General features: G+C 35.4%; 24 protein-coding genes. 11 read left to right on the plus strand and 13 right to left on the minus strand.

All coding sequences use genetic code 11. From position 1 onward, the window contains the following. Window positions 1–16 precede the first annotated feature (16 nt). Complete coding sequence (locus UABHE_RS02750) at window positions 17–739, minus strand: hypothetical protein (RefSeq protein ID WP_372368675.1); 723 nt, start codon at window positions 737–739, stop codon at window positions 17–19. A gap of 415 nt (window positions 740–1154) precedes the next feature. Here UABHE_RS02750 and UABHE_RS02755 point away from each other — a divergent pair, with 415 nt between their 5' ends. Then, window positions 1155–1781 (plus strand): 3'-5' exonuclease, encoded by a 627-nt coding sequence (locus UABHE_RS02755; RefSeq protein ID WP_372368676.1) that lies wholly within the window; start codon window positions 1155–1157, stop codon window positions 1779–1781. A 222-nt stretch (window positions 1782–2003) separates the two neighbouring features. Then, a complete protein-coding gene (locus UABHE_RS02760) occupies window positions 2004–2231 on the plus strand; it encodes a hypothetical protein (RefSeq protein WP_372368677.1) in 228 nt (75 codons plus the stop codon). 206 nt (window positions 2232–2437) lie between these two features. Here the strand turns inward: UABHE_RS02760 and UABHE_RS02765 are convergent, their stop codons facing one another. Together UABHE_RS02765 and UABHE_RS02770 are read right to left on the minus strand one after the other, a co-directional pair. Beyond that, the gene (locus tag UABHE_RS02765) at window positions 2438–4489 is read right to left on the minus strand and encodes a tetratricopeptide repeat protein (protein ID WP_372368678.1); all 2052 of its coding nucleotides are present in this window, start codon (window positions 4487–4489) and stop codon (window positions 2438–2440) included. Further along, complete coding sequence (locus tag UABHE_RS02770; protein ID WP_372368679.1) at window positions 4486–5772, minus strand: thiolase family protein; 1287 nt, start codon at window positions 5770–5772, stop codon at window positions 4486–4488. The genes UABHE_RS02765 and UABHE_RS02770 overlap by 4 nt, the downstream gene beginning before the upstream one ends. Window positions 5773–5954: 182 nt before the next feature. Between UABHE_RS02770 and UABHE_RS02775 the strand changes: the two genes are divergently transcribed. The 4 genes from UABHE_RS02775 to proS are packed head-to-tail and all read left to right on the plus strand — an operon-like array spanning window position 5955 to window position 9700. Then, window positions 5955–7037 (plus strand): HEAT repeat domain-containing protein, encoded by a 1083-nt coding sequence (locus UABHE_RS02775; RefSeq protein WP_372368680.1) that lies wholly within the window; start codon window positions 5955–5957, stop codon window positions 7035–7037. 3 nt (window positions 7038–7040) lie between these two features. Next, window positions 7041–7592, plus strand: coding sequence for an RNA polymerase sigma factor (locus UABHE_RS02780; RefSeq protein ID WP_372368681.1), 552 nt, complete (start codon window positions 7041–7043; stop codon window positions 7590–7592). A 1-nt stretch (window position 7593) separates the two neighbouring features. Continuing rightward, window positions 7594–8151, plus strand: coding sequence for a D-glycero-alpha-D-manno-heptose-1,7-bisphosphate 7-phosphatase (locus UABHE_RS02785; protein ID WP_372368682.1), 558 nt, complete (start codon window positions 7594–7596; stop codon window positions 8149–8151). A 25-nt stretch (window positions 8152–8176) separates the two neighbouring features. Then, a complete protein-coding gene (gene proS / locus UABHE_RS02790; protein ID WP_372368683.1) occupies window positions 8177–9700 on the plus strand; it encodes a proline--tRNA ligase in 1524 nt (507 codons plus the stop codon). 509 nt (window positions 9701–10209) lie between these two features. Here the strand turns inward: proS and UABHE_RS02795 are convergent. After that, on the minus strand, window positions 10210–10491 hold the full coding sequence (locus UABHE_RS02795) for a GIY-YIG nuclease family protein (RefSeq protein ID WP_372368685.1): 282 nt from the start codon (window positions 10489–10491) through the stop codon (window positions 10210–10212). 144 nt (window positions 10492–10635) lie between these two features. Here UABHE_RS02795 and UABHE_RS02800 point away from each other — a divergent pair, with 144 nt between their 5' ends. Further along, entirely contained in the window at window positions 10636–11592 is a 957-nt protein-coding gene (locus UABHE_RS02800) for an aldo/keto reductase family oxidoreductase (RefSeq protein WP_372368686.1), read from the plus strand. Here the strand turns inward: UABHE_RS02800 and UABHE_RS02805 are convergent. Next, on the minus strand, window positions 11589–12950 hold the full coding sequence (locus UABHE_RS02805) for a leucine-rich repeat domain-containing protein (RefSeq protein ID WP_372368688.1): 1362 nt from the start codon (window positions 12948–12950) through the stop codon (window positions 11589–11591). The two genes, UABHE_RS02800 and UABHE_RS02805, sit on opposite strands and share 4 nt — an antisense overlap. Window positions 12951–13254: 304 nt before the next feature. Between UABHE_RS02805 and UABHE_RS02810 the strand changes: the two genes are divergently transcribed. Next, complete coding sequence (locus UABHE_RS02810) at window positions 13255–14217, plus strand: alpha/beta hydrolase (protein ID WP_372368690.1); 963 nt, start codon at window positions 13255–13257, stop codon at window positions 14215–14217. Window positions 14218–14223: 6 nt separating this feature from the next. Here UABHE_RS02810 and UABHE_RS02815 read toward each other — a convergent pair whose 3' ends face one another. The 8 genes from UABHE_RS02815 to UABHE_RS02850 all read right to left on the minus strand — a co-directional run bounded on the left by UABHE_RS02815 (window position 14224) and on the right by UABHE_RS02850 (window position 23074). After that, window positions 14224–15141, minus strand: coding sequence for a phosphotransferase (locus tag UABHE_RS02815; protein WP_372368691.1), 918 nt, complete (start codon window positions 15139–15141; stop codon window positions 14224–14226). A 16-nt stretch (window positions 15142–15157) separates the two neighbouring features. Beyond that, window positions 15158–15535 (minus strand): hypothetical protein, encoded by a 378-nt coding sequence (locus tag UABHE_RS02820; RefSeq protein ID WP_372368693.1) that lies wholly within the window; start codon window positions 15533–15535, stop codon window positions 15158–15160. A gap of 84 nt (window positions 15536–15619) precedes the next feature. Continuing rightward, window positions 15620–16255 carry a class II aldolase/adducin family protein gene (locus UABHE_RS02825; RefSeq protein WP_372368694.1) on the minus strand — a complete coding sequence of 212 codons (636 nt, stop codon included), beginning with the start codon at window positions 16253–16255 and terminating at the stop codon, window positions 15620–15622. A gap of 4 nt (window positions 16256–16259) precedes the next feature. Next, complete coding sequence (locus UABHE_RS02830; RefSeq protein ID WP_372368696.1) at window positions 16260–18443, minus strand: L-dopachrome tautomerase-related protein; 2184 nt, start codon at window positions 18441–18443, stop codon at window positions 16260–16262. Window positions 18444–18453: 10 nt separating this feature from the next. Beyond that, a complete protein-coding gene (locus tag UABHE_RS02835) occupies window positions 18454–19212 on the minus strand; it encodes a class I SAM-dependent methyltransferase (protein ID WP_372368697.1) in 759 nt (252 codons plus the stop codon). 414 nt (window positions 19213–19626) lie between these two features. Then, complete coding sequence (locus UABHE_RS02840) at window positions 19627–20199, minus strand: hypothetical protein (RefSeq protein ID WP_372368698.1); 573 nt, start codon at window positions 20197–20199, stop codon at window positions 19627–19629. 120 nt (window positions 20200–20319) lie between these two features. Further along, window positions 20320–20967, minus strand: coding sequence for a ribonuclease HII (gene rnhB, locus UABHE_RS02845; RefSeq protein WP_372368699.1), 648 nt, complete (start codon window positions 20965–20967; stop codon window positions 20320–20322). Window positions 20968–21289: 322 nt separating this feature from the next. Further along, entirely contained in the window at window positions 21290–23074 is a 1785-nt protein-coding gene (locus tag UABHE_RS02850; RefSeq protein WP_372368701.1) for an SPFH domain-containing protein, read from the minus strand. A gap of 129 nt (window positions 23075–23203) precedes the next feature. On the opposite strand from UABHE_RS02850, the gene UABHE_RS02855 reads away from it, so the two are divergent. Genes UABHE_RS02855 through UABHE_RS02865 form a run of 3 tightly spaced genes read left to right on the plus strand, consistent with a single transcriptional unit; the run spans window position 23204 to window position 25664 of the window. Then, a complete protein-coding gene (locus tag UABHE_RS02855; protein WP_372368703.1) occupies window positions 23204–24394 on the plus strand; it encodes an exo-alpha-sialidase in 1191 nt (396 codons plus the stop codon). Next, window positions 24391–24978 (plus strand): hypothetical protein, encoded by a 588-nt coding sequence (locus UABHE_RS02860; RefSeq protein ID WP_372368704.1) that lies wholly within the window; start codon window positions 24391–24393, stop codon window positions 24976–24978. Before UABHE_RS02855 ends, UABHE_RS02860 begins: the two co-directional genes overlap by 4 nt. Window positions 24979–24989: 11 nt before the next feature. Further along, complete coding sequence (locus UABHE_RS02865) at window positions 24990–25664, plus strand: hypothetical protein (RefSeq protein WP_372368705.1); 675 nt, start codon at window positions 24990–24992, stop codon at window positions 25662–25664. Window positions 25665–26080 lie beyond the last annotated feature (416 nt).

The raw sequence follows: 26080 nt of genomic DNA on the forward strand, positions 1-26080 counted from the left end.
TACCCTCTCATTTCAACTATTTTTGTTGTAAGGCTGCATCAAGAAAATGTTGTGCTTCAATATTATCAGCATTGATTTTTAAAGCTTTACGTAAATATAGTTCTGCTCTTTTAGGGCGATCTTTTTTTAGGTAAGATCGTCCTAATAGTGTATATGCCTTATCATCACCACCTAATTTGACAGCCTTTTTACACATTGCAATAGCTTTATCCACATCTCCACCTGCAATAGGAGGATTGTAGTAATACATTTTTGCTTTTGCAACATGCGCAAATGCGTTACTTTTATCAGTACTCAGAGATTTATTGAGGTCGTTTAATGCTTGCGGACCTTTTGTCATCCCCGATAAAAAGCCAACGATTGCATGAGAAAGTAGTTCTCCGCGAATTCTGTACAAGTCTGCCCAATTCGGCCTACTTTTAAATAACGGGCTGAGGATTTTTATACCTTTTTCTGCTGCTTTCGCTGTTCCTGGGCGAGTAATATTTTTGCCTTCTGTATTGGGCAATTCTCGGCGAAAAAATCTTTCGACATTGCAATAAGCTAAACAAACTCTTGCAAACCAGTACCGAGCATTGTCATTGTTTGAGTTTTGCGCAATCCAATTTTCTAAATCTTGTTGTATTTTTGATAGATTTTTTAACGAGTAGGTTTTTTCTACTTGTTCTGCTTGTTTTATAAGCTCAGGAGATGCAGTAACGCTTATTAAAAACAATAAAATAAAACATACTTTTTTCATGATAAACTCCTTGGTTTTTGTTTGCAGTGGTATTGCAGAGATTTATCTGCACCTCAATAGAAAAGGTACTTTTAGATAAAATTGTAACATAAAAAATATAGAAATTCACTCTTATTTACATTGCTTTAACAAAAGTAAGAACACAAAAAGCTACTTTCAATTTCAAGTGGGTTTTGTATAATTTTGTCGTAGTGGAAATAAGTATAATTTAGCAATTTAATGATCTCCAAAAGTATTCAACAGATAATTACTTTTGTTAGTCACTTAGCTACTCATTTCTTAGTGCTTTCTTACAGGTATAACATTGTTTGTTGTAAAATGTACTGACACATTCTAATTTTTTATAAGGGATGTGACAAAAAAAATGTAGTAAATTTTTTATCACATTCCCAGATCTAATTTAACGGAATAATATATGATATGGAATTTTTTTAAACGCGTCTTTGGTTTCAAAAAAACAGTTACTTTACCTAAAAATAAATATGATTTTGTCGCTATTGATTTTGAAACCGCAAATAATCGTAAAACAAGTATTTGCTCCTGCGGCATAATTACCATAAAAGATGGACAAATAATTGAAAAAAAACATTTCCTCATTCGTCCAAAGGTACTTGAGTTTTATAAACGCAACACTCAAATTCACGGTATTACCAAAGATGATGTTAAAGACCAACCAACATTTGATAAAATTTGGCCCGAAATTAAAACTTATATAAATAACGAACTTGTAGTTGCTCATAATGCTAGTTTTGATTTAGGGGTTCTTAAGGCTGTTCTTGACCAGTATCATTTAGACTATCCAAATATTGAGTACTTATGCACTGTTCAGCTAGCGAGAAAAACAATAAAGGATAGTGATAATCATAAGCTAAATACTTTAGCAGAATATTTTGGTATTGATTTAAAACACCACGACGCCTTATCTGACGCCCAAGCATGTGCACTTCTTGTTTGCAAAATTTGCGAAAAGCAAAATCAAACTATTCGCGAGGTTGTTTTGCAAAACCATATTAAATTTAAAAAATTAACGTCGAAATTATAAGTGTGCGAAAGCGCTCATTTTCTATGAGCAAAAGCGCGCAGTTATTGTGCTACTGTATTTGCTAATAAGCTAATCTGTTTATGTTACTTAGATTTTTATTGTGCTCTTTACCTTTAACTAAAAAGGAAAGGGCGTTTTCTTGGCAAAAAAAATACTACTCTGGCACGCACTTTGCTTTACTACAATAGCAAAAGAAACAATAATCTTGTTAAGGAGTAGTGTATGTGGCAGCAAAAAATATCGCATCTATTTAATATCCTAGGACAACTTTCTCCCTACTCTCAGGTGACAATCGAAAGTTTAGCAAAAGAATATAAAAAAGCCCCAAGAGCGATCAAAAAAGATTTAGAAATTTTAATGTCAGCAAATCTCGGCGTTTTTATCGAAGAGGATAAAATCCGTATCTCCAAACATGGATATAAACGTATTCGTAGTTGGGTTTTAAGCTAAATTTAATGAGTCTCCCAAATGAGTTTTCGCAACCTGCAAGATAAAAATCCACTTTGGCAAAAGATGTAGGACGCCCCTTGTGGGTGTCCAAGGGAGTCGATAGAACAGAAACGTTCTATGCAAGTTTTATATTATAACCATACACGAAATACCAAATAATACCTACACATCCTAAGATCCTTCATTTTCTTAGAAATTTATAATGATTACTCACAATCACAACGTTTAGTAATATCTTGTTCTGCACAAAGTTCATGAACCCATTTGCGTAATTGCTTTTCGTTGTATTGTGTTAAGTCTTTTAGCGTTTGCCAGTCATTTTCTTTTCCAGACAATTTCATTAAGCCTCGGTATATGCGCGATGCACTTTTATAATATGGGTCATCGCTGGGAAGACGTCCGTACCACGCCCAGTAAACCATTGTAAAAATTCCTTCGAAACTAGCGTCTAAACGTTCCATAACTTGAAACAAATAAAAATCGATATATTTTGTGTGCCGTACACCAAATAATTCCGCTACATGTTCAAATCGCGTTTGGATATTGTTAGGAGAGAATCCCTGTTTCCAGAGCAAGCCTAAGTGTCTACCAATATTGTTTTGAATTGGCATATAACAAGGTAGGTCATTTATATGACCTAATTCATGATTATGAACAGTATCAAGGCGTCTTTCTAGAATTAAATTAAAAAAGGTATCCCACTTTTCATTTTCCGTTTTTGGTAATTTTTTTACTTGTTTTCTTAAAGCGCGTTTCAAGAAAATATCAGCTATAGATTTTGAGTAAGGCAAGTAATCTTTATCTGCCATGGAAAATTTTTCAGGAAATTTTACTGGTTGAGTAATGCGTTTGTATAAGTCTTGTAGAGTAACTATGTGAGGACGCAGAGTATCTACTGCAACATAAAATCCGTTATTTGATAAAAATGCACGCCCTGCTATGGTTGGAGCTCCGGAAAAATAACCACTGTAAGAATCGATAAATGTTTCATCACATGTTATTGCTTGGTAAGTTCTTGGTTTTCCCCATATTTCGCGTTGGTATGTACGGTGACACAAGCGGTTCATTAAACGTATTTCAATTTGCCCATAGTTATTACCCATATCGAAAAATTTATTGTAGCGAGCAAAATAAGAGCATAGAGTTTGTGCTTTAGGATTAAAGGGATTTGCTTCGCGAACAACCCAAAAATAATTTTGAAATTCACGACTGGGTGACGCCGGAAGATCAATACTAAACGTCGCGGCTATACGGCGAATGTCACTTAGCATGGTTACAATATCGCGGCGTGTAGTTTGGTAATATTTAGCCACATATTTCCGCAAAGCTTTTAAAAATTGTATGTGATTTTGTAATTTTTGTTTTTCTTCATCGAACCCTGTTACTTGATCATAAACAATAACCGCTTCTTCTTCCCACCCTACAAAAGTAAGTGAGCGAGCTAGCTCTAATAAAGACTCATTATTATTTTCTTGGACGCTTTTTATCGCTTTTTGCAAACGAAGATAGCGCAAGCGAACTTTATTGTCCTCGTGGAAAACTAAACGCTGCGGAACAATTCTTAGCCAAATATTATAGGCGGTGGCATATTGCTTATTTTGTAGTAAAAATCTTCGGTACAGTTTAACAGTACGTAAAGAATATGGGTTTTCGATGATCGCCTTTTCCAATAGTAATTTCCCCGTTTGTATTGCGCCTTTTTCGAGAGAGAAATGGCCTTTCATTGTTAGCAAAAAATTTTGTCGAGGAAAATATTTTAGAGCCTCATCTAATAGTAAATCTCCACTTTCTGGTAGTTCTTTTTCGTAAAGAGTTAGCAATTCTCGCCAATAAGAAGTTAACAGTCCAAGATTTTCATCATTGTTAAATTCATAATTCGGATGTAGTATTTTTACTTTGTGTATTTCTTTTGCAGCAGATAAAAATTGTCCGTATAGTAAATAATTCGCCGCTTCAAAAAAATAAGGTTTGATAAGAGAAGAATCTAATGAATGTGCTGTACGTGCCGCATCTAAAGCATCTTGCCATTTTAATTGACCAAGCAAAATAAATGCGCGCAGCTCGTAAAAATTTGGCGCGCTTACGTCATGTTCAATTGCGGCATCAATAAGAATTAGTGCTTCATCAAGATTTTTCTCATCATATTTTTTTTGCGCTTGTGTAAACTCATTTTGCGCAGTACTTTTATCTACAGGATTCAATTCGAGAAAAGAACAACTACTTGTTATAGTTATCATAAAAATCAAAAATATTTTCATATTTTTTCCACGACAAAACTAGCCCCTTGTCCACCACCAACGCATAAAGTTGCCAAACCAACTGATTTGTCTTGTCGTTCGAGTTCGTTGACAAGGTTCATTACGATTCTTACAGCAGATGCTCCTACAGGATGGCCAAGAGCAATTGCTCCACCATTTACATTGACAATTGTTTCATCTAGTTCTCCTAAAGCTGGACGTTTCAAATATTTTTCACTTAGTTTATTGCAAGAAAAAATGCGGAGGTTAGCTAAAACTTGGACAGCAAATGCTTCATTGATTTCGACAAGGTCCACATCTTTCATTGTCATTTTGGCTTTATCAAGAGCGAGTGGCGTGGCGTAAGCTGGTCCAAGCCCCATGTAGGAAGGGTCGAGTCCGGCGAATGCAAACGAGCGTATTCGCGCAACAGGTTTGTATCCCATTTTTTTGGCATGTTCTTCTTCCATAACTAGTAACATCGCAGCGCCATCGGTAATTTGACTAGCATTTCCCGCGGTAACAGTTCCACTTTCTTTTTTGAATACTGTTTTTAATTTTGCTAATTTGTCGGTGTTTTCAAGTTCGCGAACACCATTGTCTTGAGAAATATAACTATCTTCATCATCTTCATCAACGAGATAGGGCATAATTTCCGAAGTAAATTTGCCATCGTCGATCGCTTTTTTTGCGCGTTGGTGACTACGTAAAGAAAAAAGGTCTTGTTCCTCGCGAGAAATCGAAAAATCATGAGCAAGTATTTCAGCAGTGTGTCCCATTTCTAGACCACATGAACGATCAGATAGTATCAATTTTAAACCAATCACTGGGCGATAATAATTCATTTTAAACTTTGCTAGCATTCGATATTGTTGCCATTTTCCTCGACAACGCATAAATTTTTGTAGCCAATTTCGTGCTCCGGCATTCCACATTAGAGGAATTTGTGACATATTTTCTGCCCCACCGACAATAAAGGTGTTACCCATATCGGCTTGAATTTTTTGGTAAGCATAAGCAATGGCTTCCATACCGCTGGCGCAGTTTCTTTGCACTGTTACTGCAGGAATACGATGAGGTAAATCAGCAAGGAGTGCTATATGGCGCGCTAGATTAGCCGCTTCTGGAGGTTGGGCCACATTGCCTATAATAACTTCGTCGATATTTTGTGTATCTAGCTCACTTCGTTTTACCAGTTCTTTTACAACTGTCGCCCCCAAGTCATATGCTGGGATATTCTTAAATTCACTATTTATTTTTAAAAACGGTGTACGCAAACTTCTGACAATTACAACATTTTTCATATAAATTTTCCTAAAAACTACTTGCACATAACGATGATAACTTTTACGATGGGGGGAAATTTGCCTTGGGCGCATCGACTTTAAGTTTTCATATAATATTTGATATTATACAACGAAGACAAATGTCGACTCACCCTCTACGAATAAGCCCACGATTCTTTCTCATTTTAATGGATACTTTGATGAAAAAAAAGCAATATTATTATCTACTAATCACACTTTTGTGTTTAGGATGCAGTTCTTCTCAACCCCAAAAAAATGATAACCCTAAATACATTTACGATTTAAGTGGTTATGTAGAAGCAAATAAAGAGAAGTATAACATAGGTGAAGATATTGAAGTTAAATATGTTATTCAAAATAATCGTGGTAAATTACACCAAGAACCTGTGACTAATGGTAGTAAAAAAATAAGTGAAGCTTTTCAATCCTACGGATTTAATGCTGCTTCTAGTAAAGATCAGCTTGTTCATTTAGAAGTAAAAGACTTTGGAAAGCCGATTAATGGAGCTATCTCTTTAAAGCCCAAGGGTAAAAAAGTATTTGTAAAAAATATTTTTTCTAGTTCACAGCCAGGAAAATATCGATTGACATTTAATTTAAACTGGAAAGAAAATAAACAAATACTTTTTAAACCGATTGTCATTGAAGTTGTCGATAATCAAAAGCCTCAAGATAATTCCACTTCTGAAAGTATAGATCCACAAATAAGAACTTCTGTTCGCAATTTAGTAGATCCAGAAACACGCGAAGAAGCGGAAAAGGAAATAGTAAGTTATGAAGCCAAAGGACTTATTGCTGTTGTTGAAGCAATGGGTGACAATAATAGTGAACTTCGCTCGGAAGCAATGTTCTTTTTGATACGAATAAAAGATGACTATGAAATAGATCCTATTCGCGCTTTAGAGTGGGGAGCTTTACACGAAAACCCAGAGATTCGAATGCGTTCTATCCATGTTGCAGGACAAATAGCACCCGATGAAATCATTCAAATTATCAAAGACCGATTGGTGAATGACCCAGATAAAAATGTTCGTCTGACATGTCTACGCACTGCAAAACCGCTAACAGACATTATTGCTGTTCAGTTAATGGTTTTTGCTCTTAATGATCGCGAAGTTGAAATACGTCGAGAAGTAATTAAAGAATTAAAAGAACGTACAAATGAAAACTTTGGTTTTGATCCAGAAGCAAGTGAAGAAGAACGTAAATCTGCTTTACAAAAGTGGCGCGAATGGGCTGTTTCTAAATACCGCGGAAAATAATCCATGCTAGAAGATAATGAACTTATAGAATTGTTCCAACAAGGTGAAATACAAGTGTTTGAAATACTTGTTGAACGCTATAGCTCGCGTATTATTAATTTTTTATATCGTCTTTGCTGGCATAGAGAGTTAGCAGAGGATCTAGCACAAGAATCGTTTATAAAACTATATCGTAGTTTGAATCGCTATGAAACAGAAGGTAATTTTAAGGCTTATATGTTTACTATTGCTAAAAACGTTTGGATTGATTTTCTACGTAGTAAAAAAGGAAAAACAGAACTAAAAAAACAAGCAGGCGATAGTGAAATTATATTTGAAAATTTAAAATCTACAGAACCTTCTGTCGAAGACATGGTTTATTATAAAGAAAAATTAGAACTATTAGAAACGACAGTAAATCAGTTATCAGAAGAACAAAAAATGGTTTTTATGTTGTACCACGATGATATGAAGTATGCTGAAATTGCAGAGATTCTATCCATTCCAGAAGGAACGGTGAAATCGCGATTGCACCATGCATTTAACAAGATCAAAAAAGTATTGTTTGAGGAATAGAGTGTATAAAAAAGGAATATTATTAGATCGCGATGGAGTTATTATTGAAAATCGCGAAGATTATGTAAAAAATACAAGTGAAGTCAAAATTCTTCCAGGAGTTAGGGAAGCAATTACTTCTTTGTGGATGGAAAATTACATAGTATGTATTATCACTAATCAATCTGGTGTTAGCAAAGGTTTGTACAGTGAAAAAGACGTGAAAGATATTCATCGATTTATTGAAAAGGAACTTTGTCACGAGATATCTGGTCCTATTTTTTGGTACTACTGTCCACACCAAGATAAAGATAAATGTACATGCCGAAAACCAAATTCGGGTTTACTTGAAAAAGCTATTAGTGATCACAATTTTTGCAGTGAAAATACGTGGATGGTTGGCGACAATATTCGAGATATTGAGGCCGGTCGTAAAGCACAATGCCAAACATGCTTGGTACTTACTGGGCTTGGAAAAAGCTTTAACAAGCCTAAAATGAGTTTAGTTCCACACAAGGTTTGCCACGATTTATACGAGTTTGTCGAACAAATTTTAACAGAAGAAGAGGAGAGTCTATAAGAAACTCTTATAGCAATACTGAAATATGGCAAAGAAAATGCGAAATGCTATCGCTCCTACAAGAGTAGAGGATTACCCTGAATGGTATCAGCAAGTCATAAAAGCTGCTGATTTAGCTGAAAATTCAGAAGTTCGTGGTTGTATGGTGATTAAACCGTGGGGATATAGCCTTTGGGAGAATATTCAGCGCTGTTTAGATAAAATGTTTCGAGACACAGGACATCGCAATGCCTATTTTCCGCTATTTATTCCTTTGAGTTATATGGAAAAAGAAGCAGAACATGTTGAAGGGTTCGCCAAAGAATGCGCTGTCGTAACTCATCACCGCTTAGAACCAGGAGAAGACGGAGGTCTAGTTCCTGCAGGTAAACTAGAAGAACCTCTTGTTATACGTCCGACTTCAGAAACTATTATTGGTGCAGCATTTTCGCGTTGGGTACAATCGTATCGCGACTTACCACTTCTCATTAATCAGTGGGCAAACGTAGTACGTTGGGAATTGCGCACGCGGTTATTTTTACGTACTGCAGAATTTTTGTGGCAAGAAGGACATACCGTGCACGCCACAAAACAAGAAGCGGTAGATGAAACACTACAAATGCTAGATGTCTATGCTGACTTTTGTGAAAACTTTATGGCAGTACCAGTAATAAAAGGATGTAAAACAGCTAGCGAAAGATTTCCTGGCGCAGTGGATACATATTGTATTGAAGCGATGATGCAGGACAATAAAGCTTTACAAGCAGGAACATCGCATTTTCTAGGGCAAAATTTTTCACGCGCATCAAATATAAAATTTCAAGACAAGAATGGTGAAGAAAGTTTTGCATGGACAACTTCTTGGGGAGTTTCAACGCGTTTGGTAGGTGCACTTATTATGGCTCATGGTGACGATGATGGATTAGTTATGCCTCCGCGTATCGCTGCAGCCCATGTTGTTATCGTACCAATGCTTAACAAAGCTGAAACTAGAGACCAAGTACTAGAATACTGCGACGACTTAGTACAGCAGTTGAAAAAAATCAACTACTACGGAACAGAATTGCGTATTGAATATGATAAACGCGATATTGGCACTGGGCAAAAAACCTGGGAATGGATCAAAAAAGGTGTACCAATTCGCATAGAAGTAGGTGGCAGAGAACTACAAGAAGGAAATGTCTTTATGGGCAGAAGAGACAAAGGACCAAAAGAGAAAGAAGCAATGCCTAAAAGTGATTTTATTGCAAAAGTAACTGACATTCTAGACGATATTCACAATAATCTTTACACCCGCGCCGCAAAATTTCGCGACGAAGCGACGAAGAAGATAGATAGCAAAGAAGAGTTCTACGAATTCTTTACTCCAAAAAATAAAAAGAAACCTGAACTTCACGGTGGTTTTGCTCTATGCCACTGGAGCGGAGAAGCAGAAGTAGAAGAACAAGTAAAGAAAGATTTAAAAGTAACTATTCGCTGTATACCTCTAAATGGTGAAAAAGAAGAAGGTAAATGTATTATCAGCGGAAAACCAAGTAAACAGCGTGTTGTTTTTGGAAAAGCATACTAGAAATTAAAGTGTTAGAGCGCAATTTGCGCTCTAACACTTTAATGATTAAGAAAACGTTTATCATCATCTGAATTGATTGAAAATTCATGAATAAAGCCAGCTTTACTTCGTGGATTCCTGGTCAAGCCAGGAATGACAGTGAAGTTGAGTTTAAGCGCTATATCGAAGGCTTGTACAAGAAGAGTTGTAAGTTTTTTAATTTTAGACTTTTCGAACACACCCAAATCAATCGTCTTCGCTCGACCATCATCTCAACCTTCCATTCCAAACTCGACCATAATCCTCAACCTTCTCCGTCATTCCAAACTTGACCATAATCCTCAACCCCGTCATTCCAAACTCGACCATAATCCTCAACCTTCTCCGTCATTCCAAACTTGACCATAATCCTCAACCCCGTCATTCCAAACTCGACCATAATCCTCAACCCCGTCATTCCAAACTTGACCATAATCCTCAACCCCGTCATTCCTGGCTTGACCAGGAATTCACGATCACAAGAAAACCGTCTATAATAAAAAAAGATCATTCCAATCAGGATTATTTCGTTTAATAAGATCTATTTTCCATTGCCGCTTCCATTTTTTCAGCTGTTTTTCACGATAAATAGCGTCATAGACTTCTGTAAACATTTCTATATACACAAGTTTATTAACACTATATTTTTGTGTAAACCCGCGCGTAAATTTCGACTTATGTTCATACATTCTTCTTTCTATATCATTGGTCACACCAACGTATAAAGTGCCATTTTTTCGGCTAGCAAGAATATACACAAAATAATCTTTCATAAAACTCCTCCGAAATAGTATTGTATAGATTTTATAATACCTTTAGTTGCGACAAGTTGGCTTTTCTCGCGAAGAATTGGCACAACTATTCATCTTAGATTTATAAACAAAACACTAGTACAATACTCTTTGGAGATTACAAAAATGAAATTACAACAAATTGTTAAAACACCATACTTGGCATCGCGTATTGCTTACGGATGTATGGGAATTGGTGGTTCTTGGGATCATAATTCTTTAAATATAAACGAACAGAGAAATGCCACCATAGCAATTGAAACAGCATTTGAAACTGGCATTAATATTTTTGATCACGCAGACATATACTGCTTCGGTAAATCGGAACATGCTTTTGCTCAGTTTATTATTGATAAACCCCACTTACGCGACAAAATTATTTTACAGAGTAAGTGTGGCATTCGCATTGCAACAGATAATCATATAGGTCATTACGATTTTAGTTATGATCATATTATTAATTCTGTTGAGCAGAGTTTAAAACGTCTGCAGACTTCTTATTTGGATATTTTGCTTTTACATCGCCCAGATGTTCTTGTAGAAGGAGAAGAAGTTGCGAAAGCTTTTTCAGAGCTCCATCAAAGTGGTAAGGTACGTTTTTTTGGTGTCAGTAATCATACTGTTATGCAGATAATGTATTTACAAAAATACATACAACAACCTCTTGTTATTAATCAAGTGCAGCTCAACGTTATTGACAATGATTTGTTCAATTCTGGAATTGTTGGAGGTGGAGGAAATTCGTTAGATAGTGTTGGTTTAGTAGAATATTGTCGCATCAATGATATTACAATTCAAGCATGGGGACCATTAGCATCAGGAAAGATATTTGTGGAACAGCCTCAAAACCATCGAGTTGCTGCGGTACAGAAAGTACTTCATAAACTGGCAGAGAAGTATTGTACAAATACTATGGCTATTGCTCTAGCATGGATACTCCTTCATCCTGCCCAAATACAACCTGTCATTGGTAGTTCTAATCCTTCACGTATTCGCAATGCTTGTGAGGCCATTAATGTTGATCTTACGCGTTCAGAGTGGTATGAACTTTTCGTTGCGGGGCGAGGAGCAAATTTACCCTAATCAAATACCACTTCGCAATTTGGTAACCATTTGCGTATTTTGTCTTGCTCGGTTAGAGAAATGTTATTATCTATTAGATAAATTTGCGAAAGCTTCGGTAAATTTTTGATTGTTTGTGGAAGAAATTGTAGCTTGTTGTTATCTAAATGCAAAACTTTTAAAGACGATAGATTACCAAATTCTAGGGGAAGTACTTGTAGTTGGTTGCTACTTAAATCTAAAAACGCTAAATTGGTGAGAGAGCCAAATTCAGATGGTAAGCTTTTAAGCTCATTGCTTGATAGATTTAGTCTATACAGACTTTTTAATTGTCCAAACTCTAACGGTAAAGTGGTTAAATAGTTACTTGATAAATCTGCCTTATACAAGCTATGTAAATTCCCAAAATGTGATGGTAAAGTATACAATTTGTTTTTACATATTTCTAGTTTGCGTAAATTATGTAAGTTCCCAAAGTCTTTTGGTAACGACGTTAGGCTATTTTCTGTTAAATCCAAATCCGTCAATTTAGTCATGCCACTCAAATTTTTTGGCAAGGCGGTTAGTTCATTTCCTTGGAGATTAATACTTATAATATTTTGTAGCTGACTTATGTTTATAGGTAGTTTTTGTAGTTGGTTATCTTTTATCGTCAATCTTTCTAAATTTGAGAGTTGCGAAAAACCCTCAGGTAAAAATTGTAAATTATTATTAGTTAAAACCAAGCGCTCTAACTTTTCTAACTTTCCTAGATAATCAGGAAGAGCAACAAATAAATTGTTTTGCAAATTAAGGTATTGCAATTTTTTCTGAGTGTATAAACTTTGTGGTAGAGTTTGCAGTTTATTATATGAAAGGTCTAGTGTTTCTATATTCGATAAATAAAAATTTGGGCATAGTGAAGAAATTTGGTTGCCTGATAAATCGAGTGTTTGCAATTCTCGCAACTGATTTATTTGCTGAGGAACAGTTACAATTTTATTGTTAGATAAATCTAATACTGACAGCTTTTCTATACAACCAATTACCGTTGGAATTTGTGAAATATTGCGCCAGCGTAGAGAAATAATCGTATTTTTGGGAGCTTGATGAAAATAAGCTAGATCTTTCGTTGTTATTTGTGAAATCCTCCAATCACTTGCTCTCCAAACAGCTAGTTCGTAGCTTCCTCGTCCAATCACAATGTAAATAGAAAAGTAGTTTTGAAAAGAAAAAGAGCAGATTTTGTAGTTATTGCCATAAGCTTTTTGTAATTCACTTCGCGCTCTAAAGTATACTACCGTTAACGTTGCAATAGCTACATTGGATAGAATAAAAATGATGATCAAAGACTTGACAATCCAGCCTGTTTTTTTGTGTTTAGTATTTTTAGAATTCATACAAAAAAAGACCTTATAAATTTTCAAAATCAATAGAGGTATAGTGAGTTGGTGAAATAACACCGCTACCAACTTCTACGATATTATATTTTAAATAGTCTTACCATAAGCTGTTTTTTTCTGAATAAGCCAATTTTTATGTTCGAATTTACAAAAAAATAGATGCCAAAACTATTCTAAACCATTATAATTTAAGCAAGTCGCAAAAAGTTTTTAAGAGCACGCAGCTTGCCTTTGAGTATCATAGTGGCGTTGAGCCTTCGGTTACATAGTTACAGTTATGTGCCTCTCAGGCTTTCCTTCTTTGACACTCAAATTCTACGCTGACTTGAAACGTGCTCAAAAACTTTTTGCGACTCACTTAAAAACGAGTGATTACTTTCAAGTCGAAAATATTGAGGGAAATATGATGAAGATAGTCATTTTTATATGTATATTATTTGCAAGTTGTTCACATAAATTTTACAAACCATATGTAGGCCCATATGCCGAAAATCCAGAATTTGTAGAATCTGTAACATTCCAAACGGAAGATAATCACCAATTGAAAGGTTTTTTACTAAAATCTCAAAAACCATCCAAAGGTATTGTTATCCACTTTCATGGTAACACAGGAAATGCACAAACATACTTTATTTTTGTTGAATGGCTAATTGCTAGAGGTTACGACGTTTTTACATTTGACTATCGTGGTTATGGAGAATCACAAGGATCTCCAAGTCGTTCAGGATTAGTGAAGGACAGTCGCGCAGCCATTAAGTACATAACTGACCAAAGAAAATGGGATAATATCTATCTTTTTGGCCAAAGTTTGGGTGGAAACCAAGCTATCGCCGTAGTCGATGATAGTAATCGTCACTTTATCGATGGCATGATTATAGATAGTACTTTTTATTCTTACGCTTCGGTTGCGAATTACCATGTAGGAGATTCATCTCTTTTTTATCCTTTTACTTGGATGCTAGTAGGTGGTAACAGTTATAGCGCTGCTGATTATGTCAAATCTCTACATGTACCGATCATGTTTATACATGGTGATAAAGACGAAATGGTTCCGATTTCTCATAGTTATCAACTATTCCAAGAATCAAGTTTTCCTAAATCATTCATAGGTGCAGTAAATTGTGGGCATGTTGAAGCTTTAGCACGAGAACCAATCAGAGATGCCATTGTACAATTTTTAGAATCAAATTCTTTAGAATTTCAGTACATTAGAGAATCAACTGATCCCGAATATAAAAAACCTCCGAGCGAAAATCAAAATTAAAAGAGGTTACAACGTACAACAAAAATGTTCTAAGTATTTTTTTTGTTGCTCTTGGGATAGAGTATGCCAACAGTCGCTTAACCAACTCAACAAATATAAACATGCTATAGTAATAAATTCATTGAGCATACGATGTTCTTGTTTTGAAATAGGGGCGATTTTTTGATAGTTTTCAAGGTAATTTTTGGCTTTGTGTGGACATAAACAATGCATTTTCCAGCAACTGCAGAAATAAAAAATAGCAAGTGCAATGTCAAAGATACGATAGGTGTAAAAAATCCAATCGAAATCTAAAATCGCTACCGCTTTTTGTTGGTGAAACATAATGTTTTCTAAGTGGTAGTCACCGTGAATCATTACTTTTGGTAAGTTTGTAATTTGGGGAATAAAAGCAATACTCTTGTTGATGTTTTTCTCGATACATTGGTTATAAGAACCAAAAATTTGCTGTTGGTTGTTTTTTGCACGCAAGTTTTCCAGAAATGCTTTTATTGATATATTTTTTTGATGTGGTGGTTGCCAAGAGAAGATTGCACGATGATATGAAGCTTGTAGTTGCGCTGCACTTTGTAAATAAATGGTATCACAGTTTGCGTCCCAATCGCCTACTATTTCATAGTCTAAAAAACCAAAAAGTGCACCATAGCGTTCACTATAGTGCACATATGTTTTTTTGGTTTTCGTGAAAAGTAACTGTGGTGAAGTTTTGAACCTCTGTTTTTGTAAATAGCAAAGCAAATCGTGCTCGATAAGGATATCTTGTTCGCAATTATTCTTATATAAACGAAAAAAGTAGCGGTTATTATTTATAGTTACAATGTAACTATCATTTACCATTCCACCTAAACAGACACTTATATTGTTGATTTTACCTAGCGAATAGTGGCCTTCGATAAGCTCGATAATTTTGCGTTTGTTAGTCACTTATTAATTATTTGCCTTAAAATTGATCTAATGAATAGTCATCGTCAATTGGATTTTCATCCAGATTATATTTACCAATTACGTTGAATTTTAGTTGCGGTACTTTGCGACGGTTGATCGAAGAAGCGATTTCCGACAATAGTATATTCATATTAAGCTGTAAGCGTTCTAAAATTTCAGCGGATGATGATGGTAAAGAGTTTGGCATAACAGTTACTAATAAACGTGAACTATTTGGTGAAGGGATCACCGAGTCTACATATAAATCACGTAAAATATCATCATCACACTCTCCAGCAAGTGCATAATTGAGAGCTTTTGCTATTTGGCCACATAGGCGCAAATCCTTGTAACTTTTTCCTGTGCTGCGGCGCCTCGGTTTTTTACGACTCATGTTTAATTTCCTTATTTAACGAATGCAGTATATTTCAACTACACTCCAAATAACCGACGCAAAGTTTCTCAAATTTTTGCTCGGTCACCTACTTAAATTATAATAATGAAGCATTATATCTCCTGCTTCCCTTGTTGATCTTCCAAAGCTAATAATGCCATCTTCGTGTCCTCCCATAGAAAATATTTTTAATTTAGCCACATCTGTACGATTAAATAATCTTTTTACTTCATTTGCCATAGCCACTGTACCGTAAGGAATATCGGGGTTAGTAACTGGTATTCCTAAAGCTTTGGCATTTTTCCAGATCTCTGGACTATGAGTGTGAAAAACATAGCGAATATTGGTATCGGCATCGTAGATCGCTCCATGCGTGAGTGATTCAGATGATGGCTTTACAGGACCTTCTGCAACTATAAGGTTTTCTTTGATATTATATTCTAATACGGTTGTGTAGTCATGTGTAGTTAATTGTCGTTTTAAACCTGTTTGTGTTCCGGTAATAAAAAAACTTCTTTTTCCACACGGCTGAAAAAAAGGCGGACAACGTTTACTAACATTTCCAAAACCAGCACCATCATAACGCAGAGGATCTTGACCTATAATTTTATATGTATATAGTATATCGCGCCATTTGTCTAAACACTCAATATTTTTTTGATGAACTGCTGGATAAGGAAAAAAGCGCAGTTGAAATTTTATGACACCCTCTTGTTCCATATCTTTAATCCACCTTAAAATAATTATGAACACCTTGTTGTAGTAGCTGCATATCGCCAGGAATCGTAAAGAAATAATACCCGTGTTTTTGTTTTTGTAAAGCCGTTTCTAGATTGGCCGCATAGCTTCCAAGAGGAATGTTGTATTTGCGCGCAGTGGTTTCTATTTTTTGTATAGCTGCTTTTAATTCAGGAGAGTCGATAACAACTCCCATTGAAACTGATAAATCGAAAGGACCTACATGCCACAAGTCTACTCCAGGCACTTGCGCTATTTGCTCTAAATTTTCTACAGCTTCAGGTGTTTCGATCATTAGTATTGTTAGTACAACATTATTTGCTTCAGCGAAATACTCTCTAAACTTACCTAAATAACGATTTCCTCTTTCAGCACCAACAGGCCTTTTCCCAATAGGAGGGTATTTTGTGGCATCGACAGCTTTTTTAGCATCGTCAGCGTTTTTTATACTAGGAATAATAATTCCTTTTGCTCCAGTGCCAATATATTTTTTTATGTGCGAAATATCATTTGTCGGAATTCGTACAATGGGTACCGTTTTTTCATTTTCAGCTACACGCACGAGGTTTTGTACATCTTTTACGCTCATTTCAGTGTGCTCTGCTTCGATCCAAAAGAAATCAAGTTGATTTCCCATTGCCATATTTTCAATTATTTTAGCGTCGGCAATAGTTACAAATCCACCAAACGTAGGTTTTTTTAACAGACTAATTTTTTCTTTTACTTTATTGTTCATCGTTGTTGATTTTAGCTCTTTTACAATACAACGTGTGATACGTGGATATTGTTCTCCTGTTTCAACGATAACAAAATTTTGCTCTGCTTTAAATTTCATTTCTTCATTATCTTTTGTGGTACCTTGCCATTCCAATTTTACTTGCACAACATAATTACCATCGCGATCAATTTCGACTTTTACACTTTCGATATTGTGCGTCGCTTTTTTTATTTGTGATGCTACTAGTGAGTGCCATTTTTGAAAATCAAACACTGAATACAAATTTACATCTGGAAATTGCATGTATAAACTTGTTTGTGATAATAACGGTAGAAAGTTTTTTAAATCGGCGTTATTGTCTAATAGTGAAAACCAGTGATAAATAAAACTAATGATTTGATTTTTATTGCGTAGTTCTGGACTTATAGGTATTTTGAAAATTCGGTACGGATTTGTGGGACTGCTGCCTAAATGTATTTGTGCTGTAGTAAAATAAAGTTGTCCATTACTTATAGAAAAACTATCGGGCCAAGAGATACTTTCGTGTTGTACCAAGTATTGCACTCGTAAACCAGGTGTTAAGCGCAAAATAGCGTTGTTTTCCAAGCTTGAAATATATAAATTACCATGAGGGTCGAAAATCAAACCATCAGCGGCACCCGTTTTTCCTAAGACTTGTACGTTTTTATGTATAGTTTCTTGTGCAATATTTTGGTCGCGTAAAACCTGTGTACGTATGCGGTATAGACTTTTTGCCGTTAAAGCTTGGTAATATAAATACTCATTGTTCGGACTTAGGGCAATGCCATCTGAGTGAACCTGTGGCGCTTTACCACCGCGCAGCCATTTCTTACCTTCGATTTCTAATACCACGTCTTCAGCATTTGTAGAAGCGTGGTTATCTAGTAATCTACGCGAAATTCCCGTTTTTAAATCGAGAACAACAATTGCACCATCACCCGAGTCTGTCATATAAGCAAATTGGTTAATCGTGTCCACACGCACGTCATTTAAGTAGCTATTTTTTAAAACAATACTTTCGTTGAAAGTATATATTTTCAGTATTTCATTGCTACTCAGATCTATTTTGAGGAGCTTGGGTCCACCTTTTATTACACCAGAAAATTTTGGATTTGCAGGATCAAGTACCCACAAAAAATTCTGATTATCTATATACACACTTTGGACACAGACAAAGCGATTTCGCGGAGATAAATCAAGAGTCCACCCATTCCAGTTTTTATTAGGAAAAGGTATGACACGTCCATTTTTTTGCAGTTCTCCAACAGAAATAGGTGTACGTGCTCCCCATCTTGGGTAATTAACAAATGTGCGACCACTTTGTGAAACAGCGATTCCCGTCCACTGTCTTTTGGAGTTAGCCACTTCTTCGAGAATTTTTTCTTGGGCAACACAAGCGATAAACAGTAATACAAATATAAATTTTTTCATAGAGTATTCCTTAATTTTTACGAGCAATAAAAATCATTTTTTGACTAGTATGTTCGAATGGTCTTTCATCGTACCAACCAAAAACATTTTCCACTGTGAAATTTGCTTGCTCTAATAATAGCTCCATCTCATAGCGATGCACATAACGCAATATTTCGGTATACGGATAACGTTTTACTTCGCCGTCACAGCAAAGTTCTATGATATTGTTAGCAATAAGAACTTGTCGTGCGCTATCATAGCGTCCACTGCACCAATGGTTCAATGTTGTATTTTCTTTGTAGTTTTCAATACACATAAGCAAAGATAGTTGCCCTTGGCACTGGGGTTGTTTTAGCAAATAAAATGGATGGAATACATCAATAACAAGTTTTGCGCCGGAAGTAAGATGCTTTGATATGTTTTGCAAACATATTTTTTGATGGGTAATAGAGGGGAGTAGTAAAAAAGAATTTGCTGCAATAAAAACACCCGATATTTTTCGAGGCAAGTTAAATTTTGTCATGTCGTCTTTTTGCCATTGTATGTATTTTTGTAAATTTAAAGGGCATTTCTCTTGTCCCTTATCCAACATTGCCTGACTGATATCTAGAGCAATCATATGATGTTTTTTGGCAGCAAGTTCAATCGCTAAACGTCCCGTACCAGTGGCAAGCTCCAATAATGGATCTTCACTAGGAGTAAATACCCTTTCGTACAGAGGGAGATCATGAAGAAAACTAACGCAGACATCGTAGAAATCAACTTCATTATGACTGGGAGCACCCAAAATAGACCTTTCTTTATTCTGTTATGTTTCAATGGCGTAATCTTAAATTATGTAAAAAATATGATCTTTATATTTGTAGGGCGTGTCATCATTCAAAATATTGTGTGTTTTTTCGAGCCCGAGCCCGTTTGCGAAACTTTCACTAACAATTTATCAAAGAAGCAAAGTTTCTTTTTCCATCGCAAAAAACTAGTATTGAACCAATAAATCACTTTCTGTCGCTCTCAAAAAGTTTTCGGACGCGGGCTCGCAAACGGGCTCAATACTACTGGCGTATCATTAAATGAATCCGTTATATTTTTATCTGTATTGAATGATGACAGGCCCTAAATGTTTGCGATGTAACAAAATAACTTTTTTAGTTGGGGTAACCTCATAATTACACAATTATGAGATCGTACCCATTTAGATAAACTACGCCATATAAATAGTAAGACCAATAGAAACAAATACAGAGCTAACTAAACCAACAACTGCCATAACACTTGAAGAGTTTAATTTTCTTTGTGTGCTTCTCTCTAAGTTTTCGCATACTTGTGGAAGAATTTTGTAATTTTGATACAAAATAATGGGGGATATCACAAAGGAAAGTCCGTAAACCAGAGACATATAGCCTAATTTGTAATTTTTTTCGGCTACCGCTTTAATAGAGTCATAGTCGCGCAGTAAATCTTCGTCTTTTATTTGCTTGCCGTTACTTTCTTTTAAGAGATTAGTGTATCTTTTGTAAACAGAGCATTCTTTGCCTTCATACACTAATTGTAAACAAATAGGACACTCTTTTTCTGTTATTTCTTGTTTTTCCAGCTCTATTGCTTCAAGCGAAGGATCAGCTTCTGGCAAAGGTAAAGCAGTTAGTTTCGTAGGCTGAGGAACTCCAAGAGTTAATGTAGCTAGGCACCTTGGACATTTGATTTTTTTCCCATAAAAATTATCAGGGACACTCTTTCTGTAAGAGCAGAATGGACAATCAAAAGGAATAGACATTGCGATTACCTTTATATTCATTTAAATTTTTTATACATAAGGCATGCAAAAGAAATCTCTTTTTACATGCTTAAAACGATAAAAATAGAGTCTAGGCTCCATTGCGAATGTTATAAAATGCTAGGTAAACAGTTCATCTTGTTCGCCAGCTAATTTTCTTTTTACTGTCGACCAACTATGCCGAATATAATCAGGAAGAGGTGGTTTGCTTTGACATAGTTTTTGAATAAATTTTTGGGTTTTGGCGTCGGAAGGATAACCAGAACCAAAATCTCCAAATTTTTTGCGTAGTTTTTCTATTTCATCGTCTCTTTTTACTTTTGCGAGAATACTAGCTGCAGCAACAACAGGATAATTATCATCTGCATGATTTTCAGCAACAATACATATTTGACGTTCGTTTAGTAATTTCTCAAGTTGTTCTTTAAATTTATGACCTCCTCTTCCAGGAGCATCAATGTAAACAACATCAGGATACCTTCTTTTTATAAGTTCTACAGCGACTTCTGCTTCTAAAACATTTAAACGTTTTTTTAAACAGTACTCATCTATTTTAGGAGGGGGAACTACGATAATTTCTGTTCCAAGTGCTATATCTTTAATTTCATCTACCAAAGCTTCGCGCTTTTTTTGAGTAAGCTTTTTGGAATCTTTGACACCGCATTTTAAAAGTTTATCCCAACTTTTTTGTGTAACCATTACTGCGGCCAGTACCATGGGACCTATAACACACCCGCGGCCAGCTTCATCTATACCTAAAATTTTCATTGTAATATGGCGAGGATGTTCCCGAAGGGAATGCCAATATGTTCTTCATCGTAAATGTTTGCCCCGCACTTCCTTTCTGCATCTTAGAACTTTTGATTGACAAAACATCACTTTTTGCGTCGATACGTCCTAATAAGTATATAAAAAAGTTTCTTAGTATTCAACATGGTTTCCCACTGTTGCTCACAACTTCAGTATCACAGGCTTAAAACGAGAAACTAGATTTGTAATTATTTATCGTTTTATCGAAAATTAACTATCGTTCCGACGATTTTACTTTGTAATTTGTTACTAGACATACCGTTTTAGATCTTTTTCATAATTATTCATCTTCAGAATTTCCGATGCGAATGCCGTAGCTTTGAAGCACAGATATAATACTCGCTATAATTCCTGGCAAAGAGGATCCATTTCCATCTCCGCTAATATTGACACTATGTTTTGGATGCGGAAGGGATTTGGCAATATCCGGCATCATTGCTATCGCTTGTGATTGAATTTGTTGTTGAGAAAGCATGTTCGCCGTTTTTTGCCTTTTTTCATCGAAATCGAGCTCTATATTCGTTTGTTTGTTATTTAAGTCATTTCTCTTCTGTTTACATTGCAATTCTGTTTCGAGTGCAAGGTCTTCGAAATGCGCTTCTAGTTCTTGCTTTCGCTTACGAAGTTTTGCGTCGCTTTCCATTTCAAGTTCTTGTATTTGACGCTTGGCTTTGATTTTATCTTCTTTTAGCTGATATGAATGAATTTCTAATTCCATATTTTGTTGGCGTTGAGCAAACTCTTTTTCCAATTCGATTGTTTTTATTTTGTGATTCAATTGCAATTGTTTTTCGCGAATAACTTGTTGTGCATCTTGTTGTGTTTGTTCTTCTTCAAGCTCTCTTTTATTCACCGTTGATTGGTTTTCAATTTCTGCTAAGCGCGCGGCAGCCATTTGGCTTGAACGAAATGGTTTCTGTAAATTTTGCCATAAATTTGCCGATGATACGATGGCTTCTTTTATTTGCACTGTGATAATCTTAATTCCCAAACCACTGTCATCACCGAAACCTTCAGCCACTTCTTTCAAACGTTTTGTCAATTCTTTGATAATCGGTTGTTTGTCGGATAAAACTTCGTTAATCGACATAGTAGCGACTTTGTCTTTAATAGCCGCTTCTGCTTGCTCTCGTAACTGTAAGGTTACAACGCGCATCGGATCTTCAGCATCAGAAAAATCGAGACGACGATAGGCCGTTTCTACATCATCAATAATCCACTGAACATAGGCTTGAATTAAAATACCTTGTAATTCTTTGCAAATGGTATTTGCACTGATAAGAATTGTTTGCATTGAGCTAGGAACAACTAAAAAAGAATCGCTGCGCGGATTATAGCGAAACGACATTCCGAGACCTATGTGTAAAGGTTTTTCATGCCCTCTACGTGTATGAATAACGTACATGTTGGGAGGTACAACTACAGATTTAAACAATCGCCCTGTTACTTTTACTCCGAGAGAACTAACTATTTCTTTTTCTTCTTCTTCTATTATTTTGGTGTTGTTATCTTTGCGCGGAGCAGCGGGTTTCGATTTTTTGTGCTTGCGGTTTACACGTAATTGTTTCTCCAGATTATCTACCTCGGCTATAGCTTGCTGCATATAAATATTACCTTTGGCGTCCATAGATTCCTCCTGATTTTGTGGATTGTTTTCAAAATTTGTAATACGAACAGGTATAACATTACTTGGTTTATTTGTCATGTTTATTTCGTTTGAAAAATTCCCTCCAGATTCATCGTTTGAATCGTCAATATCACTGTCGCAATCGTTAATACCACTATCGGAATCGTTGACATCACTGTCGGAATCGTCAAAGCTGCTGTCAAAATCGTCGTCGTTTAAGTTGCTTGCGTTTTTCTTAACAATAAAACAATCTTGTTCCTCATCAAATATGCTGGCGCTAGGTAAATCGCTAAATATATCTTCTGCAGGCATATTACTTTGAGGTACAATGTCTAGAAAAGGGGCATCTTGTTCTTGTTCTTCTTCGTCGCTAAATATGTCAGGCTCTTCATTTTCAAACAAATTTTGGGGCGACATACGTTGTTGTCTTCTTCTCAAAACATGTCCTTTATCGTTTACGTTACTATATAGAGTATAGCACTACATTGATTCTTGCAGTACGGTTGACTTGGAATCGTCGGTGTTTTTTATTGCAAGATAATATATATTATGTTATGTTCACCAATTATGAAAACAAAAAAACAATACACTGTGTTATGTAAAATTATATGTGTAATTTCTTGTTATGCAATCGCATTTTTTATAACCGATCCAACTCTTTCGAAGTGGAACAATCAACAAGTTATTACAACGACAAACCACGAAACAGAGCAACCCGCATTTTCTACGACATATATCGCTCCTGAATTTCCACATGAAAAAAATCATGTATCTTCTATTACTCCGTTAGATGAAAATCGCATAATGTGTGTGTGGTATGCAGGATCAAAAGAAGGAGCTCCTGATGTTTCTATTTATGCGGCTATTCGTGAAAAAAACAAATGGTCTTCTCCACAACGCCTTGTCGATTTAAATATTAGTTCAAAAGAACTAAATCGTTACGTTCGCAAGGTAGGCAATGCAGTTGTTTTTAAAGACGCAGAAGATACTTTATGGCTTTTCTATTGTAGTGTTAGTCTTGGTGGTTGGGCAATGGCAAGAACTAATTACCGTTACTCGCGCGATAACGGAAAAACTTGGAGTCGAAGTAAGGAACTCTTTTTAAATCCATTTTTGAGTTTAAGCAATAATGTAAAAAATAAGCCTCTTGTATTTAAAAACGGTAGCTTTTTATTACCTCTCTACCAAGAATTTATTAATAAATATGGCATTGCGTTATGGGGAAAATGGGAAGACAATGAACTCAAATACATAGTAAAGCGTATTGGAAATCATCAGCGAACTTTACAACCAACACTTGTTCGTAGTGAAGATGCTGGTCTAATAGCTTTTTTTCGTAATCGTGATAAAGGTTCGATGTTGCAATCAAAAAGTATAAATTCTGGTATAAATTGGTCACCAGTAAAAAAGGCAAATTTACCCAATCCTAATTCTGGTTTTGATATGTTGCATATTCGCGAAAAGGAATTTATTGGTGTTATTAACTATTCTCCTACAGAGCGCGATAATCTTGTGCTTGTTTATACCAATAATAGCGGTAAAAAATGGCATATTTTACACTATCTGGAAACAGCTATCCCTGTCGAACAAGATGAGCGCTTTAAGCTTATCGGCAAAAAATCACATTACTATCAATATCCAAGCATAATAAAACACAATGGAAACTATCATCTCTCTTATACTTGCTTCGAAAAAATAAAACATACTACGTTTAATGAGGTATGGTTACGTGAAAAAATAAAAAAGGTGAACAAATGATGCATGGATTAATAGAGTACGCAACTATCTTTCTATTTGTGTTGTGGATAAGTAATAAGATTTTTACAAATTTGTTTATTGCAATTTTAATTGGTGCTTGTAGCCTGTATATTCCCCTAGGAGAACTTACTCTAGCGCAATATATATTGTCATATCATCCAAGCTTTTCTTTTTCCAGCTGTGCACTATGTGGCCTTTTAGTATATCACCAATCTTTGGATGAACTACTCCTTACAAAAAAAGATATGAAGTACTTTTTGTGGGGAAATGTTGTACTTGGAACAACTTTATATTTGAGTTCTTTTGCAATCATACCTTTTGATATTTATTTTTATGGGTTTTTCTTCTCTGAGTGGTTTGTCGTTTTTCTTGTTATAAATTTATTTTGCATTTTACTTAAATATAATACTATTTTTTACATTTTGTTGGGCTGTATATTCTCTTTTCTTATGCACTTTGGTTATTCTCCCAACTATTTTGACTATCTCATAGATCCTCTATTATTTTTGTGTTGTACAGGAATTTTAATAAAAAACAATGTTGTCGAGTGGTTTCGTAAAAAAAATCGATCCACTTCTAGTTAGAAAGTTTAGTCATGTTTCGCGAAAAAAACTCGTGGATTGAATACCTTGTAGTATTTACAGTATTTACATTCGTTATTATCGGAATTTTCTTATCTATTTATAATTTAGATTACTACCGCAATTCTTACGCAGTAGAAGATGGACTCATTGAATGGCTTACAGTTGTTTCATTGTTATTTGCTAGCATGATTTGTGTAGTAAGAGCATTCAAAATCAGACTAAAGCGCGGTTCTCTTTTTCTTGCGTGTTTATGTTTCTCGAGTTTAGTATTTATTTTTGGTGCAGGAGAAGAAATTTCTTGGGGGCAAAGAATATTCGATATCCAAAGCTCTGAATTTTTTCAACAGCACAATGCACAAAAAGAAACAAATTTTCACAATTTAAAAATTGGCGGAGTTAAAATTAATAAACTACTCTTTGGAACTATCCTATCTATTGTCGTTGTTATATACTTAACATTGTTCCCTATAGCTTATAGACGCACTGATTGGGGAAAGAAAATAATAGATATGTTTGCTATTCCTCTTCCCAAACTACTCTATATAATGAGTTATGCAGCTTTGTTCTTGATACTTCTCACCATACCTACAAAAAACCGCGGTGAATTGTTAGAGTTTGGAGGAGCAACACTGTTTGCTTTTATTGTATTATTTCCAGCGAACAAAGAATTGTTTGAAAGTACCTAATTAGTTTCGGAGTGTAGGGCGTGTCATCATTCAATACAGATAAAAATATAACGGATTCATTTAATGATACGCCAGTAGTATTGAGCCCGAGCCCGTTTGCGAGCCCGCGCCCGAAAACTTTTTGAGAGCGACAGAAAGTGATTTATTGGTTCAATACTAGTTTTTTGCGATGGAAAAAGAAACTTTGCTTCTTTGATAAATTGTTAGTGAAAGTTTCGGAAACGGACTCACAAATGGGCTCGGGCTCGAAAAAACACACAATATTTTGAATGATGACACGCCCTGGTTAAAAATAATTTACTGATTTTATCTGTCGCGACTATGTACGTCCAGATAACCAGTTCATTAGTAAAATTTCTATGTAAAATTTGGTGTATTGTTTTTCGCTACACTCTCAATACATACTCTATATAAAA

The organism is Candidatus Uabimicrobium helgolandensis (assembly GCF_041508025.1).
Classification (GTDB): domain Bacteria; phylum Planctomycetota; class Uabimicrobiia; order Uabimicrobiales; family Uabimicrobiaceae; genus Uabimicrobium; species Uabimicrobium helgolandensis.

What these genes read in the sequence shown, in the direction of transcription:
- UABHE_RS02765 (WP_372368678.1), bottom strand. Translation starts at nt 4,489, where the DNA reads ATGAAAATATTTTTGATTTTTATGATAACTATAACAAGTAGTTGTTCT.
- UABHE_RS02840 (WP_372368698.1), bottom strand. Translation starts at nt 20,199, where the DNA reads ATGTCTATTCCTTTTGATTGTCCATTCTGCTCTTACAGAAAGAGTGTC.
- UABHE_RS02865 (WP_372368705.1), top strand. Translation starts at nt 24,990, where the DNA reads ATGTTTCGCGAAAAAAACTCGTGGATTGAATACCTTGTAGTATTTACA.
- UABHE_RS02755 (WP_372368676.1), top strand. Translation starts at nt 1,155, where the DNA reads ATGATATGGAATTTTTTTAAACGCGTCTTTGGTTTCAAAAAAACAGTT.
- UABHE_RS02820 (WP_372368693.1), bottom strand. Translation starts at nt 15,535, where the DNA reads ATGAGTCGTAAAAAACCGAGGCGCCGCAGCACAGGAAAAAGTTACAAG.
- UABHE_RS02830 (WP_372368696.1), bottom strand. Translation starts at nt 18,443, where the DNA reads ATGAAAAAATTTATATTTGTATTACTGTTTATCGCTTGTGTTGCCCAA.
- UABHE_RS02825 (WP_372368694.1), bottom strand. Translation starts at nt 16,255, where the DNA reads ATGGAACAAGAGGGTGTCATAAAATTTCAACTGCGCTTTTTTCCTTAT.
- UABHE_RS02795 (WP_372368685.1), bottom strand. Translation starts at nt 10,491, where the DNA reads ATGAAAGATTATTTTGTGTATATTCTTGCTAGCCGAAAAAATGGCACT.
- proS (WP_372368683.1), top strand. Translation starts at nt 8,177, where the DNA reads ATGGCAAAGAAAATGCGAAATGCTATCGCTCCTACAAGAGTAGAGGAT.
- UABHE_RS02860 (WP_372368704.1), top strand. Translation starts at nt 24,391, where the DNA reads ATGATGCATGGATTAATAGAGTACGCAACTATCTTTCTATTTGTGTTG.
- UABHE_RS02750 (WP_372368675.1), bottom strand. Translation starts at nt 739, where the DNA reads ATGAAAAAAGTATGTTTTATTTTATTGTTTTTAATAAGCGTTACTGCA.
- UABHE_RS02770 (WP_372368679.1), bottom strand. Translation starts at nt 5,772, where the DNA reads ATGAAAAATGTTGTAATTGTCAGAAGTTTGCGTACACCGTTTTTAAAA.
- UABHE_RS02775 (WP_372368680.1), top strand. Translation starts at nt 5,955, where the DNA reads ATGAAAAAAAAGCAATATTATTATCTACTAATCACACTTTTGTGTTTA.
- UABHE_RS02805 (WP_372368688.1), bottom strand. Translation starts at nt 12,950, where the DNA reads ATGAATTCTAAAAATACTAAACACAAAAAAACAGGCTGGATTGTCAAG.
- UABHE_RS02855 (WP_372368703.1), top strand. Translation starts at nt 23,204, where the DNA reads ATGAAAACAAAAAAACAATACACTGTGTTATGTAAAATTATATGTGTA.
- UABHE_RS02780 (WP_372368681.1), top strand. Translation starts at nt 7,041, where the DNA reads ATGCTAGAAGATAATGAACTTATAGAATTGTTCCAACAAGGTGAAATA.
- rnhB (WP_372368699.1), bottom strand. Translation starts at nt 20,967, where the DNA reads ATGAAAATTTTAGGTATAGATGAAGCTGGCCGCGGGTGTGTTATAGGT.
- UABHE_RS02760 (WP_372368677.1), top strand. Translation starts at nt 2,004, where the DNA reads ATGTGGCAGCAAAAAATATCGCATCTATTTAATATCCTAGGACAACTT.
- UABHE_RS02800 (WP_372368686.1), top strand. Translation starts at nt 10,636, where the DNA reads ATGAAATTACAACAAATTGTTAAAACACCATACTTGGCATCGCGTATT.